The organism is Mariniflexile sp. HNIBRBA6329, assembly GCF_043558645.1.
Taxonomy (GTDB): Bacteria; Bacteroidota; Bacteroidia; order Flavobacteriales; family Flavobacteriaceae; genus Mariniflexile.
The window spans coordinates 1-18,159 of record NZ_JBIFXS010000005.1 but is presented as its reverse complement, the minus strand read 5'-3'; the positions used below and the strand labels follow the sequence as shown (position 1 = coordinate 18,159).

Annotated in this window: 14 protein-coding genes; 10 read left to right on the top strand and 4 right to left on the bottom strand. The window is 34.7% G+C overall.

Annotated features, from left to right (window positions below; genetic code table 11):
• Positions 1 to 11 precede the first annotated feature (11 nt).
• Both ACGK9U_RS08130 and miaB read right to left on the bottom strand, forming a co-directional pair.
• Complete coding sequence (locus tag ACGK9U_RS08130) at positions 12 to 1,280, bottom strand: sigma-54 interaction domain-containing protein (RefSeq protein ID WP_394465873.1); 1,269 nt, start codon at positions 1,278 to 1,280, stop codon at positions 12 to 14.
• A gap of 61 nt (positions 1,281 to 1,341) precedes the next feature.
• Positions 1,342 to 2,790 carry a tRNA (N6-isopentenyl adenosine(37)-C2)-methylthiotransferase MiaB gene (gene miaB, locus ACGK9U_RS08125; protein ID WP_394465872.1) on the bottom strand — a complete coding sequence of 483 codons (1,449 nt, stop codon included), beginning with the start codon at positions 2,788 to 2,790 and terminating at the stop codon, positions 1,342 to 1,344.
• 152 nt (positions 2,791 to 2,942) lie between these two features.
• Between miaB and ACGK9U_RS08120 the strand changes: the two genes are divergently transcribed.
• The 8 genes from ACGK9U_RS08120 (at position 2,943) to ACGK9U_RS08085 (ending at position 13,840) form a co-directional block, all read left to right on the top strand.
• Positions 2,943 to 3,728 carry a hypothetical protein gene (locus ACGK9U_RS08120; protein WP_394465871.1) on the top strand — a complete coding sequence of 262 codons (786 nt, stop codon included), beginning with the start codon at positions 2,943 to 2,945 and terminating at the stop codon, positions 3,726 to 3,728.
• Between the two features lie 138 nt (positions 3,729 to 3,866).
• On the top strand, positions 3,867 to 6,356 hold the full coding sequence (gene topA, locus ACGK9U_RS08115; protein WP_394465870.1) for a type I DNA topoisomerase: 2,490 nt from the start codon (positions 3,867 to 3,869) through the stop codon (positions 6,354 to 6,356).
• A gap of 170 nt (positions 6,357 to 6,526) precedes the next feature.
• Positions 6,527 to 7,693 (top strand): formimidoylglutamase, encoded by a 1,167-nt coding sequence (locus ACGK9U_RS08110; protein ID WP_394465869.1) that lies wholly within the window; start codon positions 6,527 to 6,529, stop codon positions 7,691 to 7,693.
• A gap of 154 nt (positions 7,694 to 7,847) precedes the next feature.
• Positions 7,848 to 9,209, top strand: coding sequence for a gliding motility lipoprotein GldK (gldK, locus tag ACGK9U_RS08105; protein ID WP_394465868.1), 1,362 nt, complete (start codon positions 7,848 to 7,850; stop codon positions 9,207 to 9,209).
• Positions 9,210 to 9,309: 100 nt separating this feature from the next.
• Positions 9,310 to 9,948, top strand: a complete 639-nt coding sequence (gene gldL, locus ACGK9U_RS08100) for a gliding motility protein GldL (RefSeq protein ID WP_394465867.1) — start codon at positions 9,310 to 9,312, stop codon at positions 9,946 to 9,948.
• Positions 9,949 to 9,996: 48 nt separating this feature from the next.
• Positions 9,997 to 11,559, top strand: coding sequence for a gliding motility protein GldM (gene gldM, locus ACGK9U_RS08095; protein WP_394465866.1), 1,563 nt, complete (start codon positions 9,997 to 9,999; stop codon positions 11,557 to 11,559).
• Between the two features lie 53 nt (positions 11,560 to 11,612).
• Entirely contained in the window at positions 11,613 to 12,503 is an 891-nt protein-coding gene (gene gldN / locus ACGK9U_RS08090) for a gliding motility protein GldN (RefSeq protein WP_394465865.1), read from the top strand.
• 293 nt (positions 12,504 to 12,796) lie between these two features.
• A complete protein-coding gene (locus ACGK9U_RS08085; RefSeq protein ID WP_394466037.1) occupies positions 12,797 to 13,840 on the top strand; it encodes an NAD(P)/FAD-dependent oxidoreductase in 1,044 nt (347 codons plus the stop codon).
• Positions 13,841 to 14,042: 202 nt separating this feature from the next.
• Here ACGK9U_RS08085 and ACGK9U_RS08080 read toward each other — a convergent pair whose 3' ends face one another.
• Positions 14,043 to 14,435: a DUF983 domain-containing protein gene (locus ACGK9U_RS08080; RefSeq protein ID WP_394465864.1), complete on the bottom strand. Its 393-nt coding sequence runs from the start codon at positions 14,433 to 14,435 to the stop codon at positions 14,043 to 14,045.
• A gap of 85 nt (positions 14,436 to 14,520) precedes the next feature.
• Between ACGK9U_RS08080 and ACGK9U_RS08075 the strand changes: the two genes are divergently transcribed.
• Together ACGK9U_RS08075 and ACGK9U_RS08070 are read left to right on the top strand one after the other, a co-directional pair.
• Complete coding sequence (locus ACGK9U_RS08075) at positions 14,521 to 16,431, top strand: ATP-binding cassette domain-containing protein (RefSeq protein WP_394465863.1); 1,911 nt, start codon at positions 14,521 to 14,523, stop codon at positions 16,429 to 16,431.
• 97 nt (positions 16,432 to 16,528) lie between these two features.
• On the top strand, positions 16,529 to 17,353 hold the full coding sequence (locus ACGK9U_RS08070; RefSeq protein ID WP_394465862.1) for a Two component regulator three Y domain protein: 825 nt from the start codon (positions 16,529 to 16,531) through the stop codon (positions 17,351 to 17,353).
• A 65-nt stretch (positions 17,354 to 17,418) separates the two neighbouring features.
• Here the strand turns inward: ACGK9U_RS08070 and ACGK9U_RS08065 are convergent.
• Positions 17,419 to 18,159: IS3 family transposase (locus tag ACGK9U_RS08065; protein ID WP_394465861.1), on the bottom strand; the 741-nt coding region annotated here is incomplete at its 5' end.

Here is an 18,159-nt window from a genome sequence, read left to right as displayed (position 1 = left end):
GTAACGATGATTTACAGATCGTATTGTTTTATTTTTCTGTAAAGCGTACGCTCGCTAATACCTAATTCAGCAGCTGCTAATTTACGCTTTCCTTGATGACGTTCAAGCGATTTTTTTATTAATTCCAATTCTTTGTCTTGTAACGATAAGGTTTCTTCTTCTTCAATTTCTTCAGCAAAATGATATTTGTCTGGAATTGTATCTAAAGCATCGCGTTTTACCGCATGTTCTGGAATAGAAAGCACTTCGTTATTGTCTACAGTATCTTCTTCATATTCAGCGTCGTCTTCATCATTGCCATAAATTTTCTGAATTAAGCTTTCATTGTTTTTTTCAACATCTTTGGTGTTGCCGTTTTTCATCAGTTCTAAAGTAAGCTTCTTTAAATCGTTCAAGTCGCTTTTCATATCAAACAACACTTTGTATAGAATTTCGCGTTCGCTACTAAAATCGCTTTCAGCTTTTGAAGTTTTGATGACTGCGGGTAAATTGCTAGATGTTGCGGGCAAATAACTTTTTAGGGTTTCGGCAGAAATGGTTCTGTTTTGTTCTAAAACCGACAATTGTTCGGCAATGTTTCGTAACTGACGAATGTTTCCTGCCCAACGGTGTTTTAAAAGCATTTGTACCGCTGCATCTGTAAGTTTGATGGTGGGCATTTTGTATTTAAGAGCAAAATCGCTAGCGAATTTTCTAAACAATAAATGTATGTCTTCTTGCCTATCGCGAAGTGGAGGTAAATGAATATCTACGGTGCTTAAACGGTAAAATAAATCTTCACGAAACTTTTCTTTTTCAATGGCTTCAAACATATTCACGTTGGTAGCCGCCACAATACGCACATTGGTTTTTTGCACTTTGCTGGAACCTACTTTTAAAAACTCGCCATTTTCCAAAACACGTAATAAGCGTACTTGGGTGGTAAGCGGAAGCTCGCCAACTTCATCTAAAAAAATAGTACCGCCATCGGCTACTTCAAAATAACCTTCACGGGTTTGGGTTGCTCCTGTAAACGACCCTTTTTCATGACCGAAAAGTTCACTGTCTATAGTGCCTTCGGGGATTGCGCCACAGTTTACCGCAATGTACTTGTTGTGTTTTCTGTGTGAAAGCTGATGTATTATTTTTGGAATACTTTCTTTACCCACGCCACTTTCGCCAGTAACCAACACGGAAATATCGGTAGGAGCCACTTGAATCGCTTTTTCTATGGCACGATTTAGTGCACGAGTATTGCCAATAATACCAAAACGTTGTTTTATAGCTTGAATTGATTCCATTATTAAGTTAAAAGTTGAAAGTTAAAAGTTGAAAAGTTTTGAACTTAATCATTGTTAATTTTCAAATATTAATTGAATACCCAATCGCTTCCCCAATAAGTGTCGCACTGGTGCAATCGGTAACTTGTACATTTACAAAATCGCCAATTTTATAGTTGCCTTTTGGGAAAACCGTAACCAAACTATGTTGGGTTCTTCCAGACCAATGTTCACTAGATTTTTTAGACTCTTTTTCAATAAGCACTTCTACAACCGTGTTTAAGTTTTGTCTGGTTCTGAAGCCGCTGTGCTTTTGTTGAAGCTCAACCATTTCAGCAAGTCTTCGTTTTTTTGTTTCTTCAGGAACATCATCTTCCATTTTACGTTCTGCCAACGTTCCTGGGCGTTCAGAATAGGTGAACATATAACCAAAATCGTATTTTACATAGTCCATTAACGAAACCGTATCTTGAAAATCTGCCTCCGTTTCGGTAGGAAATCCAACAATCATATCTTGACTGATGGCACAATCTGGAATAACACGCTTAATATTATCAATCAATTGCATGTATTCTTCGCGCGTGTGCAAACGGTTCATTTCTTTTAAAATACGGTTGCTTCCACTTTGTACCGGTAAATGGATATGATTACAAATATTAGGGTGTTTTGCCATGGTTTCAACCACATCCATCGTTAAATCTTGAGGATTGGAGGTTGAAAAACGAATACGCATTTTAGGTTGTGCTTTTGCACAGATATCTAATAGGTTGGAAAAATTAACGGCTGTAGCTTTTTGTAAATCGGATGCTTTTTCAAAATCCTTTTTCAAGCCGCCACCGTACCAAAGGTAACTATCAACGTTTTGGCCCAAAAGGGTTACTTCTTTATAACCTCTGCTCCATAAATCGTTAATCTCTTCAATAATACTTTGTGGGTCTCTACTGCGTTCGCGTCCGCGGGTAAAAGGCACCACGCAAAACGTACACATATTATCGCAACCACGTGTAATAGAAACAAAAGCGGTAACGCCATTGCTGTTTAAACGTACGGGAGAAATATCACCATACGTTTCTTCTTTAGAAAGAATTACGTTAATGGCGTCGTGTCCTTCGTCAACTTCAGCTAAAAGGTTTGGTAAATCTTTATAAGCATCGGGTCCAACCACCAAATCAACAATTTTTTCCTCTTCTAAAAATTTAGTTTTCAGTCGTTCAGCCATACAGCCCAAAACACCAACTTTCATTTTAGGGTTGTGCGAGCGTTTTACTGCATTGTATTTTTCTAAACGTTTACGAACGGTTTGTTCTGCTTTATCGCGAATAGAACAGGTGTTTACCAAAACTAAATCGGCATCTTCTAAATTTTGGGTGGTGTTAAAACCTTGGTCTGCTAAAATGGAAGCAACAATTTCGCTATCGCTAAAATTCATAGCGCAACCATAACTTTCAATAAAAAGTTTGCGTTTGTTGCCTTCTTTCTGTTCAATAACTAAAGTTTCCCCTTGTTTATTTTCGTCTATTATCTTTTCCATAGTTTGCTGTAAACACGTATTTTCAATAAGCATGCAAAGATACAATATATTTATGTTTTGTGACAAAGTGTCATATTTAAAAATTTATTAAATTTTGAAAATATATAGGAATGTATTTACTTTGGTAGAAAACTAACCAATACTTCCTATAAATGAATACAATTGACACTTTATTAGATAAAATTGAGAAGGCAAAAGCTTTAGATTTTGGAACCATTTTTAATCAATCCATCGAACTATTTAAAAAAGTTTGGGTTCAAGGTTTGGTTATGTTATTACTAATCATGCTTTTAATGGTGCCTTTTTATATCATAATGTATTTGCCAATGCTTGGAATGGGGTTGATTGACCCGCAATCATTTCAAAATATGGAGAACATGCAGGATTTTAGACCGTTATTAATGATTCCATTTGTCATATTTGCAATTCTTTTCTCAATTTTTGCCATGGTTATTGGTTTTGGTATGAAAGCCTCTTTTTATAGAATCTGTAAGTTGAAGGATTTAGAAGAAATGGGCGCTGATGATTATTTCTACTATCTAAAGAAACCGTATTTGGGCAAAGTTATTAAGTTGTCTCTAGCTACTTTCGGTATTTCGGTTGCAGCTATGTTGTTATGTTTTTTACCTATAATATATGTGATGGTTCCTTTAGCTTTGATGAATGCTATTTTTGCTTTCAATCCTGAATTATCGACATCTGAAATTGTAAAAGCAGGATTTAAGTTAGGAAATAAGAAATGGTTATTAACTTTTGGTTTGATGATTGTTTCTGGGTTTTTAGCGGGAATAGTTGGTATGTTGATGTGTTGTGTAGGTATTTATGTAACGGCATCATTTTCATACCTACCCATTTACTTCATCTATAAAGAATCTGTTGGTTTTGATAAAAAGGAAAGCCACGGAGATAAAGAAAGTTATGGAATGTCTTATGAGTAAATCATAAAAATCTTCATAAAAAAAGCTGTGTTTCATTTGAAAATGCAGCTTTTTTTATTTGAAAGTAAAACAGATAATCCCTAAAATTAGGCAGATAAACTTTTTTTCATATACATTTGTAGCTAGAAAAAATCAAGTATGGCGAAGAATTTAGTAATTGTAGAGTCACCTGCAAAGGCAAAAACTATCGAGAAATTTTTAGGAAAAGATTTTAAAGTAGAGTCTAGTTTTGGGCATATAGCAGACCTTCCTTCAAAGGAATTGGGTGTGAATGTTGAGGGTGATTTTAAACCAAAATATGAAGTTTCAAAAGATAAAAAAGCAGTTGTAAAAAAACTGAAAGACTTAGCTAAAAATGCCGATATGGTTTGGTTGGCAAGTGATGAGGACCGCGAGGGAGAAGCTATTGCATGGCATTTGGCAGAAACTTTAAAATTGGATAAAAACAAAACAAAACGTATCGTTTTTCATGAAATTACTAAAACGGCCATTCAAAAAGCCATTGAAAACCCTAGAGGCATTGATTACGATTTGGTAGATGCGCAACAAGCACGTCGTGTATTGGATAGAATTGTAGGGTATGAGCTGTCACCCGTTCTTTGGCGTAAAGTAAAAGGGGGTTTATCGGCAGGTCGTGTTCAATCGGTTTCAGTTAGATTGATTGTAGAGCGTGAACGCGATATTCAAAATTTTATGGCAGAAGCATCCTATAGAATTGATGCTGAGTTTTCAAATGAAGAAGGACAAACTTTTAAGGCGAAGTTGCCTAAAACCTTTTCAACCAAAGAAGAAGCCCAAAAGTTTTTAGAAAAAAATGCTACAGCTACTTTTAAGGTTTCAGATCTAGAGAAAAAGCCAGCTAAAAAATCGCCAGCAGCTCCTTTTACAACTTCAACATTACAGCAAGAAGCATCTCGTAAACTTTATTTTTCGGTAAGTAAAACCATGACGATGGCGCAACGCCTATACGAAGCGGGTTTAATTACATATATGAGAACTGATAGTGTGAATTTATCGGATGAAGCTCGAAATGGCGCTAAAGCAGAAATAGAAAGTGCTTTTGGTTCAAAATATAGTAAACCAAGAAATTACACAGGAAAAGCCAAAGGCGCTCAAGAAGCGCATGAGGCCATCCGTCCTACCGATTTTGCAGTGCATTCGGTTGATATTGATAGAGATCAGGCTCGTTTGTACGATTTAATTTGGAAACGCGCCATCGCATCACAAATGAGTGAGGCGGAATTGGAACGTACCAATGTAAAAATTGCAGCATCAACCCACAATGAAACTTTTACAGCAAATGGAGAAGTTATCACGTTTGATGGGTTTTTAAAAGTTTATTTAGAAAGTACCGATGATGAAGATGTAGAGCAAGAAGGTATGCTTCCGGCAATGAGAACCAACGAAACCTTGCTTAATAATTATATAACAGCTACCGAGCGTTATACACGTCCGCCATACAGATACACCGAAGCTTCTTTGGTAAAACAATTGGAGGAATTGGGTATCGGGCGTCCGTCAACTTACGCGCCAACTATTTCAACCATTCAACAAAGAAATTATGTTGAAAAAGGTACGGTTGAAGGTGTTGAGCGCGCTTACACACAGCTTATACTTAAAAAAGGTGTGGTAAAAGACAAAACACTTACCGAAAAAGTAGGATCTGATAAAGGGAAATTGGTGCCAACGGATATTGGAATGATTGTTACCGATTTTTTGGTGAATCATTTTGAACATATTTTAGATTACAATTTCACGGCTAAAGTTGAAGAAGATTTCGATAACATTGCTGAAGGAAAAGAAGATTGGACTAAAATGATGAAAGCCTTTTATAAAGACTTTCATCCACAGGTTGAAGATGTTCAAGAAAACGCTGATAGAGAATCGGGCGAACGAGTTTTAGGAACCGACCCCAAAACAGGTAAACAAGTAAGTGTGCGTTTGGGTAAATTTGGACCCATGGTGCAAATTGGAACGCCTGATGATGATGAAAAACCTCAGTTCGCAAGCTTAAGTCCAGATCAACAATTAAATACCATTACTTACGAAGAAGCGATGGATTTATTTCAACTTCCTAAAAATTTAGGCACCTATAAAGGTGAAGAGGTTGAGGTAAATAACGGACGTTTTGGACCTTATGTTAAGTTTGGTGATGCTTTTGTTTCGCTTCCAAAAGGCGTAGATCCTTTAAGTGTGGAGTTGGATGATGCCATTGTTTTAATTAAAGAAAAAGAGGAGGCCGATGCCCCAATTTATACCTATAAAAAATTACCTGTTCAAAAAGGAAAAGGACGTTTTGGACCCTTTATCAAATGGAACAATATGTTCATTAACGTGAACAGTAAATACGATTGGGACAACTTATCAGATAAAGATATTGTGGAACTTATCGAGACCAAAATCCAAAAAGACATTGATAAGGTTATCCATAATTGGGAAGAAGAAGGTATTCGTGTTGAAAAAGCCCGTTGGGGAAGACACAATGTACTGAAAGGGAAAATTAAAGTGGAGTTGGATAAGTCGGTTGATGTATCGAAAATGACTTTAGAAGAAGCCAAAGCTTTAATTGAAGCTAAAGCACCCAAGAAAAAAGCAGCAAAAAAGAAGCCTACTGCAAAGAAGAAATAAATTTTCGGTACTTTTCAGTAAAAGATAAAAAGCAGTGCCTTAAATTGTTAAATTTTAATTTTTTGCAGATTATTTTTATGTTAACCACACGCAATAAGTCACTATTTCTTGTCATATTTGTATGTAAGCTAATGGAGAAAAAACTTTTAATACAAAACAGTATATTTTAAATGAATTTTAATTTTCTTTCACCTGTTTCAGATGTGGTTTTGGCTCATAACGAGTTACTCTCTTTACAAGCATTGGGTAGAAAAATTAGAATTCATTCTGCACAAAAAGGAATTCCAGATTTAGAAGGCGTAAATATTGCTGTTCTTGGCGTTCTTGAAAATAGAAATGATGTTAATTATATAGGAGAGGAGTTTCAATTAAACGAAATCCGCAAGTCATTTTATGGTCTTTTTCCAGGGAGTTGGCATACTACTATTGCCGATTTAGGTAACATTAATAAAGGAGAAAGTGTAGAAGATACCTACTTTGCTTTAAAAACAACCATTGCTATTTTAATTAAAAAAAACATCATACCTATTATATTAGGAGGAACCCAAGATCTTACCTACCCTAATTACAGAGCATACGATACTATTATGCCAATGGTGAATATAGTGAATGTGGATTGTAAATTTGATTTAGGTGATTCTAGCAAACCCATAAAAAATGACAGTTTTGTAGGTAAAATAATTTTAGATCAACCTTATAATCTGTTTAATTATGCAACCATAGGTTATCAAACCTATTTTAATTCGCAGGAAGAAAAGGATTTAATGGATAGTCTTTATTTTGAATCCTATAGATTAGGAGATGTATCAAAAGACATTACTATTGCCGAACCTGTAATGCGAGACGCTAATATTGTAAGTGTCGATTTAAGTTCGGTAAAGGCATCCGAAGTCAGTTTAAATCAAAAGTTTTCACCTAATGGGCTTACCGGAAAAGAAATTTGTGCCATAGCTCGTTATGCAGGTATCAGCAATAAAGTGAGTTCTTTTGGTATTTATGAGTATAAGCCTTCTAAGGATGATGATATTACTTCCATGTTAATATCCCAAATGCTTTGGTACTTTATAGAAGGTGTTAATTATAGAGTAAAAGATGATGATTTTACAGATGATAGCAGTTATCAAAAATATATAACCCTGGTAGAATCTCAGGAATTGGTGTTTTATAAAAGCAATAAAACAGGCAGATGGTGGATTGAAATTCCTTTTTTATCAGAAATTAATAATAAATTAAAGAGACATACGTTATTACCTTGCATGCACCAAGATTATCTAGATGCCTGTGATAATAAGGTGCCAGACCGCTGGTATAAAGCGTTCCAAAAGAATTGTATTTAACATTTAAAACAGCTTAAGTGTACATTTCATCGGTAAAACGTTATTTTTTTACGATGAAACGTATTTTTTTCTATAAAAAAGTTGTTTTTTAAAAAATATATAAATATGTTTACGCTCTCAAAATAAAGCTTAAATAATTAACCTCGAGTTTTCTATGGATATGAAGAAGTTTATATTATTAACCGCAGTAATGACAATACTTGCTAGTTGTGGCTCAAACGACAAGGGCGAGTTAGTTGGTGTTAAAGGAAAAAAATGGCACCCAGAAAAACCTTATGGAATGGAACTAATTCCAGGTGGTGCGTTTATAATGGGTAAAGGTGATGACGATTTAGCCGGTGTGCAAGATGCTCCAGCAAAAACCGCAACAGTAAGAGCCTTTTATATGGATGCTACTGAAATAACAAATAGCGAATACCGCGAGTTTGTTAATTGGGTAAGAGATTCTATTATCAGAATGAAGTTGGCGGTTTTGGCCGATGAAGTTGGAAAGGTGCCAGATGATGGTGGTATTGGTGAATTTGCTTTTAAAGATGCAGATACAGCCAATATGTCGGTTTACGAAAAGTACATGTTCGAAAACTACACAGGTTTAGGCCCAACAGGGTATGAAGGAAGAAAAATCAACCGTGATATTGATTTAATTTTCGATACTTCTAAATATCCAGATGAATATTATACTGAAGTTATGGACACCATGTACTTGCCTTTAGAAGATTCTTACAATGGTCAACGTACTTGGGATGTAAAAAAGTTTAAGTTCCAATATAGCTATATGGATATCCAAGAAGCTGCTAGAAACAGAGGGATTAAACGTAGAGATGCCATTGTGAAAGAAGAAATAGAAGTATATCCAGATACTGCTGTTTGGATTAGAGATTTCGCTTATTCTTACAACGAGCCAATGCATAACGACTATTTTTGGCATGATGCTTATAGCGATTATCCTGTAGTTGGTGTTACTTGGAAACAAGCAAAAGCATTTTGTGAGTGGAGAACTATTAAGAAAAACTCATATCAAAAATCAAGAAAAGGAGCTACAATGGTAAATACATTCAGGTTACCATCTGAAGCTGAATGGGAATATGCCGCTCGTGGAGGCCTGCAAGCTGCAACATATCCTTGGGGAGGACCTTACGCAAAAAGTGATAGAGGTTGTTTTATGGCAAACTTTAAACCTGTAAGGGGTGATTACGCTGCAGACCAAGCATTATATACTGTAGAAGCTAAGTCTTATGAACCTAATGATTACAATTTGTATAATATGGCAGGTAACGTGGCAGAGTGGGTAAACGCTTCGTATGATCCGTCGTCTTATGAATATACATCAACCATTAACCCAAGTGTTAATGATAAAAACAATCAACGTAAAATTGTTAGAGGTGGTTCTTGGAAAGATGTAGCATACTTTTTACAAGTAAGTTCAAGAGATTACGAATATGCAGATTCTGCAAGAAGCTATATTGGTTTTAGAACAGTTCAAGATTACATGGGGACACAAGTAACTGGTAAATAGTAATAAAACGAATACATTTTAATCAAAAATCGAATCAATAATAAATTTAACCTATTAATTAACCTACTTAAGTATTTACTTAAATTAAAAAATCGAAATTATGGCACAGTCAAAAGCAAGTAAAAAGTTCATGAATATGGCTTACGGATTAGGAGCGGCAATTGTAATTATTGGAGCTCTATTTAAAATTACTCATATGGAGTTTGGACCTATCACAGGTAACGCCATGTTAACATTAGGTCTTGTTACCGAAGCAATTATTTTTGCATTATCAGCATTCGAACCAGTTGATGAAGATTTAGATTGGTCTTTAGTGTACCCAGAATTAGCTGGAGGAGAATCTAACAAAAAAGAAAAAAGCGAAAACCCACAAGGTTTATTATCCAAAAAATTAGACGAGTTATTAAAAGACGCTAAAATTGATGGTGAATTAATGGCAAGTTTAGGAGAAAGTATTAAAAACTTTGAAGGTGCAGCAAAAAATATGTCATCTAGTGCAAATTCTATTGAGGCTTCTAAAAAATACAGTGAAGAGCTATCATTGGCAGCAGCACAAATGGAATCTTTAAACAGCTTATATAAAGTACAGTTAGAAAGTGCTAGTAGACAAGCAACTATTAATGAGGAGTCTGTTGAAAATGCGGCTAAATTAAAAGAACAAATGCAATCTTTAGCATCTAACTTATCTTCATTAAATGGTGTATACGGTGGTATGCTATCTGCTATGAATAAGAACTAATTAGGGGTTAATCCCAAATTTAATAATTAACCAAAAACCTAATTAGACATGGCAGGAGGAAATTTATCACCCAGACAGAAAATGATTAATCTGATGTATTTAATATTTATAGCGATGCTCGCATTAAATATGTCTAAAGAAGTGCTTTCAGCATTCGGATTAATGAACGAAAAGCTTACCGAGTCTAATCAAGCTACAGGTGAAAGAAATACAGCTTTCATGGCAAACTTAGAACAAAAAGCAGAAGATCAACCGGAAAAATATGTATCATTAAAATCTAAAGCAGACCAAATAGGTGAATTGGCATCAAAATTCGACACTTATTTAGAAACCTTGAAGGGTAACATGGTTGCAAAACTAGACGATCCTACAGATTATGAAATAATGGACAAAGGCGATTACCTTGACGAAAATTTCTTTAAAGGCGCAAAATTAAAGCCAGCAGGTGAAGAGTTTTTAGCTCAAATGGCAGCTTATAGAGACGGTGTAATTAAGATATTAGCTGGCGAAAAAGGAATGCAAAATGTTGTTAAAGATGTAAAAGAAAAATTTAGCACTGACGATGTAACCAATAGAGACGGTAATAAACAAAGTTGGTTAGATTATCACTATAAAGGATTTCCTTTAGTAGCATCGTTAACAAAAATGACGCAAATTCAAACTGATATTAAAACAACACAATCAGAAGTATTATCAACCATGTTGGCAGGCACTCAGGCAATTCAGTTGTCTATGACCAATTATACCACCTTAATGGAAACTTCAAAATCAGCTTATTTTAATGGAGAAGAGTTTGATGGTCAAATAGTATTAGGTCGTAAAGATTCTTCAACAAAACCAAGCAGAGTTGAATTAACTTTAGACGGAAGACCTTTAGCATCTAATCAATATGAAATTTCAGAAGGTAAAGTGAAGTTGAAAATTGGAACAGGTGGTGTTGGTGAACATAAAATTGAAGGTAACTTAATTTTCTTAGAAGATGGTAAAGAAACTAAAGTTCCTGTAAAATCATCATTCGCAACTGTAGCTAAACCAAATTCAGCAACTATCTCAGCAGATAAAATGAACGTAGTTTACCGTGGTGTTCAAAACCCTATGACTATTTCTTTTGCGGGTATTCCCGATAACAATGTATCCGCTTCAGCACAAGGATTGAGTAGAGTAAGCGGCAGCAAATATGTTATGGATGCTACAAGAATTCAAGGTAGAGAAGTTACTATTAACGTTACAGGAAAATTGCCTGATGGTAAACCAGTAGGTGATAGAGCAACTTTCAGAATTAAAGATTTACCAAAACCAACTGGAACCATAAGAGGTGAAGACGGCGCTATTAAAATGCAACGCAACGCTCTTGAAATTTCAACAGTTGGAGCGAAGTTTGATGATTTCGATTTCGAATTACCATTAAATGTTACAGGGTTCAAATTTAAAGTACCAGGGCAACCAACCATAGATGTAAATGGAAACAAGCTTGATAGTAGAGCTAAATCAGCATTACTTAAAGCTAAAAGAGGAACAGACGTTCAAATATTCGATATTGAAGCTAAAGCTAGCGGTGTTAGCGTGATACTTAAAAAAGTATCTCCAATCATTATCGAGTTAACAAACTAAAATATTAGGAGTGCCATTTGGTTAATTTCCTAGTAATTAAAATGCGATATAAGATGAAATTAAAAAGTTTTTTATTAACCGTTACAACTGTTTTTGCAGTATCAGGAGTATTTGCTCAAGCTAATATTCTAAACGCTAAAAGTCCACAAGAAATAGGCGTTAGAACAGATGCACAAAAGGCTATCGACAATGATAAACCATTAGAATATGGCTATGTAGACGATAGAGATATCCTTTTTTCTAAAATGGTTTGGGAGAAAATCATTTTAGATGAACGTGCTAATTTTCCGTTGTACTATCCAATAGATACTAATAATATTGGTAGCGACAGACGTTGTTTGTATGATGTACTTATGAAGAACATCAAAAACGGAAAAATCAAAAACATTTATGATGATTCTTATTTTAAAACAAAGCGTACTTTAAAAGATATTGAAGCTTCATTGGTAAAAGTTGACACTACCGAATTGGGTATTGAACAATTAAACGCAGGTGAAGAATTATCGGCTGAGTATATCGATAGAAGAGATATTACAGCTGCTGACATTACAGAATATCACATTAAAGGACTTTGGTATTTTGATAAACGTCAATCTGAAATGAAATACAGATTGTTAGGAATTGCTCCAGTAGCACCAGACGTTAACTTTATAGATTCTGATACCCAAGATTTAGTAGAATTATTTTGGGTGTTTTTCCCAGATGCTAGAGGCGTACTGCACGAAGCTAAATCGTTCAATAACAAAAATAGTTCGATGCCATTTTCATTCGATCATGTGTTGAATGCAAGACGTTTTCAAGCTTATATTTATAAAGAAGAAAATGTACAAGGCGATAGAGCTGTTACTGAATACATATCAGATAATGCTTTAATGCAACTGTTGGAGTCTGAAAGAATTAAAGAGAAAATTAGAGATTTTGAATTGGATATGTGGACATATTAATTTAAAAACCTCATTTATAACACCTAAAACACCTGCAAATTTTGTGGGTGTTTTTTTTGTGAAAAATCTTTTTAATATCCGTAATCAATCATAAATTACTGTCTCCTCGAGCGCAGTCGAGAGGTTACTGAACTTTAATAACTTCAAAATAAGGTCTCGACTGCGCTCGACCAGACATGGAGTATTTAATTATGATTGATTACGGATTAGCAGAAAAATATTTATAATTTCTCAGGTTGGGTGCCATCTAAACCTTAAAATAAACTTCAAAATGTTCTTATATTTGCGGCATGATGCAAGTGGATTATATAGTAGTAGGAATTGGGTTAGCAGGCATTAGCTTTTGTGAACAGTTAAGAGCCAACAATAGAACGTTCGTGGTTTTTGATAATGCATCGCAACAATCATCAACTGTAGCGGGAGGTTTGTACAATCCGGTGGTTTTAAAGCGATTTACACCTGTTTGGAAATGTAAGGAACAGCTCGATTTAGCACTGCCTATGTACGCTAAATTGGAGACTGAATTAAATGAGAAGTTGGATTATAAAATTCCGGTTTACCGAAAATTTGCATCATTAGAAGAACAAAACGATTGGTTCACGGCTTCTGATAAACCCATACTTTCAGACTATTTGTCGCCCAAAATAGTTAAAAACGAAAATCCATCCATAGATGCGTCTTTTGGTTTTGGTGAGGTTTTAGAAACGGGCCGTATAGATGTAAAGGCGCTACTGGATGCTTATAAATCTTATCTATTAAATAATAATTTACTTTTTGAATCTGTTTTTAACTATGATGATTTAAAGATTGAAACCGATAGTATTCAATATGGGAATATCCAAGCAAAACATATTGTGTTTGCTGAAGGTTTTGGGGTAAAACAAAATCCGTTTTTTAATCATTTACCATTGGTGCCAGCAAAGGGAGAACTCCTAACCATACATGCGCCAAATTTAAAAATAGACTATGTTTTAAAAGCAGGTGTTTTTTTAATTCCGTTAGGAGACGATTTATATATAGTTGGTGCCACTTATGAATGGAAGGATTTGAGTGCCGAAGTTACAAACATTGCCAAAGAAGAGCTTGAAACCAAGATTAGAAAGCTTGTTAATTGTGAATTTGAGGTAGTAAATCAAGTGGCTGGAATTCGTCCTACGGTAAAAGATAGACGTCCGTTGGTTGGTGCGCATCCCATATATAAAAACCTGTTTGTTTTAAACGGTTTGGGAACGCGTGGCGTTATGATTGGACCATATGTGGCGCAAAAACTTTATAATTTTATTGAAAAGAGCGAACCTCTTGAAAAAGAGATTGATATTGCTCGTTTTTCCGGTTAGTTGGCTGATAGTGCGTTAGGGGGTGAAGTGAAAAGACCACAGCGACGCAGGAGCGAGGACTTGCACCCTTCGTCTGCGCTCAGGATAAACTACAAACCCTACCCTTTAGGGTAACGCCCAAAGGCTGAAATTTTGATTTACGATTTTAGAAGACCACTGTTGTTCCGTTTTTTCAACTTTCGTAATTCATAATTCGTAATTCTTAATTCAATTTCTTCTTAGCCAGGGTTTTATCGTAGTGCATAAAAAAGTTGATCCAAATATTTCGTGAAAGTCGCATAATAATGGGCATGAATACGATTAAAGTGCCAACAATGGATATAAAAACGATATCAATACTTGCCTTTAAAATAACAAACGAAATTACAAAAGCAGCTACGGCAAAGGCAATACCCACCGCATAACTTACGTACATGGCACCATAAAAAAACGAGGGTTCAATCTTGTATTTTGTGCCGCAGTTACTGCATGTTTCGTTCATGCTAAGCGCTTCGGAAAGGATGTATGGGTTTTTGTTTTTAAACATGGATTCTTCGTGACATTTCGGGCAAGAACCTGTAAAAATACTATATAATTTAGAGCCTTTTTTAAACATATTATTTAATGTACTTTTGCATTCGCAATTACAGGACAAAAATAAGGTTTAATAAGTAAGTTTCTGTAGCAAAAGTTACATTTCTATGATGAACATTCATAATTTATCGATTTCATTTCAAGGCGAATACTTGTTTGAAGATATTACTTTTAAATTGGTAAATGGCGATAGAGTTGGCCTTATTGGAAAAAATGGCGCAGGAAAATCGACCATGCTTAAAATTTTGTCGAAAGAAATGGAGCCGGATACGGGGCAGATAGCGACAGATAAAGAACTTAAAATTGGTTTTTTAAAGCAGGATATTGATTTTATTTTAGGTAGAACGGTGCTTGAGGAAGCTTACGAAGCGTTTACCGAAATAAAACAGTTGGAAGCTAAAATGGACGCGGTTAATACCCAAATGGCTGAACGGACCGATTATGAGAGTGAAGGTTACCACCAGTTGATGGTTGATATTAACGAGCTTCAACACCAATACGAAATTTTAGGAGGTTACAATTACCAAGGTGATACCGAAAAAATTCTTCAAGGCTTAGGTTTTAAACGTGAAGATTTTAATAAACTAACCGATACTTTTTCTGGTGGATGGCGTATGCGTATTGAGTTGGCAAAATTACTACTTCAAAATAACGATATATTATTACTGGATGAGCCTACCAACCATTTGGATATTGAGTCAATTATTTGGTTGGAAGGGTTTTTGAAAAATTATACGGGAGCTGTTGCCATTGTATCGCATGATAAAATGTTTTTAGACAATGTAACCAACAGAACCATTGAAATTTCATTAGGTAGAATATACGATTATCCAAAACCGTATTCCAAATATTTGGTGTTGCGTGAAGAATTAAGAACACAGCAATTGGCTTCTCAGAAAAACCAACAAAAACAAATAGAACAAACCGAAAAGCTTATAGAAAAGTTTCGTGCCAAAGCATCAAAAGCAACCATGGCGCAATCGCTAATAAAGAAACTGGATAAGATTGATAGAATTGAAGTTGATGAGGATGACAATAGCGTGATGACGCTTAACTTTCCTGTTTCCATAACGCCCGGAAAAGTGGTGGTGGAAATGGAGAAAATATCTAAAAGCTATGGTAACAATCAAGTATTTAAAAACGTAAGTTTATTGGTTGAACGCGATAGTAAAACGGCTTTTGTTGGGCAAAACGGACAAGGCAAATCTACCTTGGCCAAAATAATGGTGGGCGATATAAAGTACGAAGGACATTTAAAACTGGGGCATAACGTACAAATTGGCTATTTTGCGCAAAATCAAGCGGAGTATTTAGATGGCAATAAAACGGTTTTAGATACCATGATAGACGCTGCTAACGAGACAAACAGAAGTAAAGTGCGTGATATTTTAGGTTCGTTTTTGTTTAGAGGCGATGAAGCTGAGAAATACGTACGTGTGCTTTCTGGAGGTGAGCGCAACCGTTTGGCGTTGGCAAAATTAATGCTGCAGCCATTTAACGTCTTAATAATGGATGAGCCTACCAACCATTTAGATATCAAATCTAAAAATGTGTTGAAAGAAGCATTAAAAAAGTTTGAAGGTACGCTGATTTTAGTATCGCATGACCGTGATTTTCTTCAAGGTTTAACCAATAAGGTTTATGAATTTAAGGACCACAAACTGAAAGAGTATTTAGGTGATATTGATTATTACTTAGAGCAACGTAATGTGGAAAGTTTACGCGAAGTTGAAAAACGAACCGTAGTTAAAGAAACGCCTAAGGAAAAGAAGCAACAATCTTACGATGACCAAAAGAAACTCAAATCGTTAAACAATAGATTAAGCAATATTGAAGCTGAAATCAATAAATTGGAACGCGATATAAAAAAGATTGATTTAGAGCTTGAAACCAACTATGAAGCGGTTACTTCTAAACCAAATTTCTTTGATAAATATCAAAAATTAAAATCCGATTTGCAAGACGCCATGGACAAATGGGAGTTTATACAAATAGAAATAGAGCAGTTCGTCGATTAGTGTTTGTTAAAAAAAAATGCATTTCATCGAATAAAATAGTTTTTAGTCGGTTTTGGAATTATATTCGTACTAGAATTAATCCCAAATTTATTCAATCATGAAGACTTTAAAACTTATTGTTCTATCTTTTTTTATAACAGCATATTCATTTGCTGATGTTTCATCCTCTGAAAAAGATGCTTTAATAGCACTTTACAATGCTACCAATGGCAGTCAGTGGAATACTACATGGAATGTAAATACATCCGTTAATACTTGGTATGGTATTAAAGTTGAGAACGATAAAGTTGTAGAAATCAACCTTCAATTTAATAACCTTCAAGGTAATTTGCCACACGAAATAGGGAGTTTAGTTTATTTAAAGAAATTAAATTTAGGTTTTAATAAATTAGAAGGAACAATTCCGTCTTCAATAAAAAATTTAAAAGAATTAAAGTCTTTAGAATTGTTTATGAATCAATTTGAAGGTAAAATACCGTCAGAACTAGGTGAATTAACTCAATTAGAATCTTTAAAACTATACAGTAATAAGTTTGAAGGCAATATTCCGCAAGCTTTAATGGGGTTAACAAACTTAAAGGAACTTTTATTAGGGAGCAATTTTTTAACAGGAACCATTCCAAATGATATTTATGTTCTATCTAAACTTGAAAAACTAAGTTTGATGGATAACAAATTAGAGGGTGAGATTCCAGTTGAATTGGCACAGTTAACAAATTTGCAAGAATTAATTTTATCTACTAACCAGCTTACAGGCAGTTTGCCAATAGAGTTCATTAACTTAAAAAAGTTAAATACTATTATGGTTAGCGACAATAATTTGAATGAAGAATATATTAGTGTTTCTGGTAAAAACCCTCCTAGTATTTTTAAACTGGAAATGCAAAACTCAACAGCGGTGTTAGACATTGAAAACGATTAAATAAATTTATACTTTGTCTAGTCCTAAATAACCGATACAGATTATTAAAGGATTAAATTTATAAATTAAAGCTGAACAATGTTATCATTGTTCAGCTTTTTTGATTTGTATTGTTTTCTTTTCAATTGATTTTGTTCGTGCATTTGTACTGGTGTTAACATATAATTCGATAAATGTGGTCTAGCATTGTTGTATATTTTTATGGCGTCTTTAATTAGTTTTTCCTTAGTGCCAAAGTTTTCAATACTTCTGGCTATATCAAACTCCTGTTTCAAAATTCCATTTACCCGCTCTGCTATCGCATTTTCATAGGGGTCATATTTCTCGGTCATACTTGGACTGATGCCATTATCTTTCAATAGCTTTTGATAGTCGTTGGAACAATATTGCAAACCTCTATCTGAGTGATGTATTAAAGGACAGCTTCTATCTTTTCGATTACCCGTGGCCATCTCTAAGGCTTTTAACGAGCCTTCAACACTCAAAGATTTTGACACATTATATCCTACTATTTTTTTTGAATAGGCATCGGTTATCAATGCCAAATAAGATGGATTAGCTCTAGTTCCAACATATGTTATGTCACTTACCCAAACAGATTCAGGGTTTTCTATTTCTATTGTTCTTATTAAATTTTTATGTTTTCTGAATCGGTGATGTGAATCTGTTGTTATATGATATCGCTTTTGGGGCTGTACCAACATGTGGTTGGCCCTAAGTATTCTAAAGAGCTTATCTCTTCCAACTTTTAAAATCGATAGCTGGTCCTTGAGTAAAAAATATAACTTTCTACTTCCCAATCTGGG

Excerpts from the sequence above, each read along its gene's own strand:
- ACGK9U_RS08130 (WP_394465873.1), bottom strand. The coding sequence starts at position 1,280 with ATGGAATCAATTCAAGCTATAAAACAACGTTTTGGTATTATTGGCAAT.
- gldM (WP_394465866.1), top strand. The coding sequence starts at position 9,997 with ATGGCAGGAGGAAATTTATCACCCAGACAGAAAATGATTAATCTGATG.
- ACGK9U_RS08070 (WP_394465862.1), top strand. The coding sequence starts at position 16,529 with ATGAAGACTTTAAAACTTATTGTTCTATCTTTTTTTATAACAGCATAT.
- ACGK9U_RS08120 (WP_394465871.1), top strand. The coding sequence starts at position 2,943 with ATGAATACAATTGACACTTTATTAGATAAAATTGAGAAGGCAAAAGCT.
- ACGK9U_RS08080 (WP_394465864.1), bottom strand. The coding sequence starts at position 14,435 with ATGTTTAAAAAAGGCTCTAAATTATATAGTATTTTTACAGGTTCTTGC.
- ACGK9U_RS08075 (WP_394465863.1), top strand. The coding sequence starts at position 14,521 with ATGATGAACATTCATAATTTATCGATTTCATTTCAAGGCGAATACTTG.
- gldL (WP_394465867.1), top strand. The coding sequence starts at position 9,310 with ATGGCACAGTCAAAAGCAAGTAAAAAGTTCATGAATATGGCTTACGGA.
- ACGK9U_RS08110 (WP_394465869.1), top strand. The coding sequence starts at position 6,527 with ATGAATTTTAATTTTCTTTCACCTGTTTCAGATGTGGTTTTGGCTCAT.
- miaB (WP_394465872.1), bottom strand. The coding sequence starts at position 2,790 with ATGGAAAAGATAATAGACGAAAATAAACAAGGGGAAACTTTAGTTATT.
- gldK (WP_394465868.1), top strand. The coding sequence starts at position 7,848 with ATGGATATGAAGAAGTTTATATTATTAACCGCAGTAATGACAATACTT.
- topA (WP_394465870.1), top strand. The coding sequence starts at position 3,867 with ATGGCGAAGAATTTAGTAATTGTAGAGTCACCTGCAAAGGCAAAAACT.
- ACGK9U_RS08085 (WP_394466037.1), top strand. The coding sequence starts at position 12,797 with ATGCAAGTGGATTATATAGTAGTAGGAATTGGGTTAGCAGGCATTAGC.
- gldN (WP_394465865.1), top strand. The coding sequence starts at position 11,613 with ATGAAATTAAAAAGTTTTTTATTAACCGTTACAACTGTTTTTGCAGTA.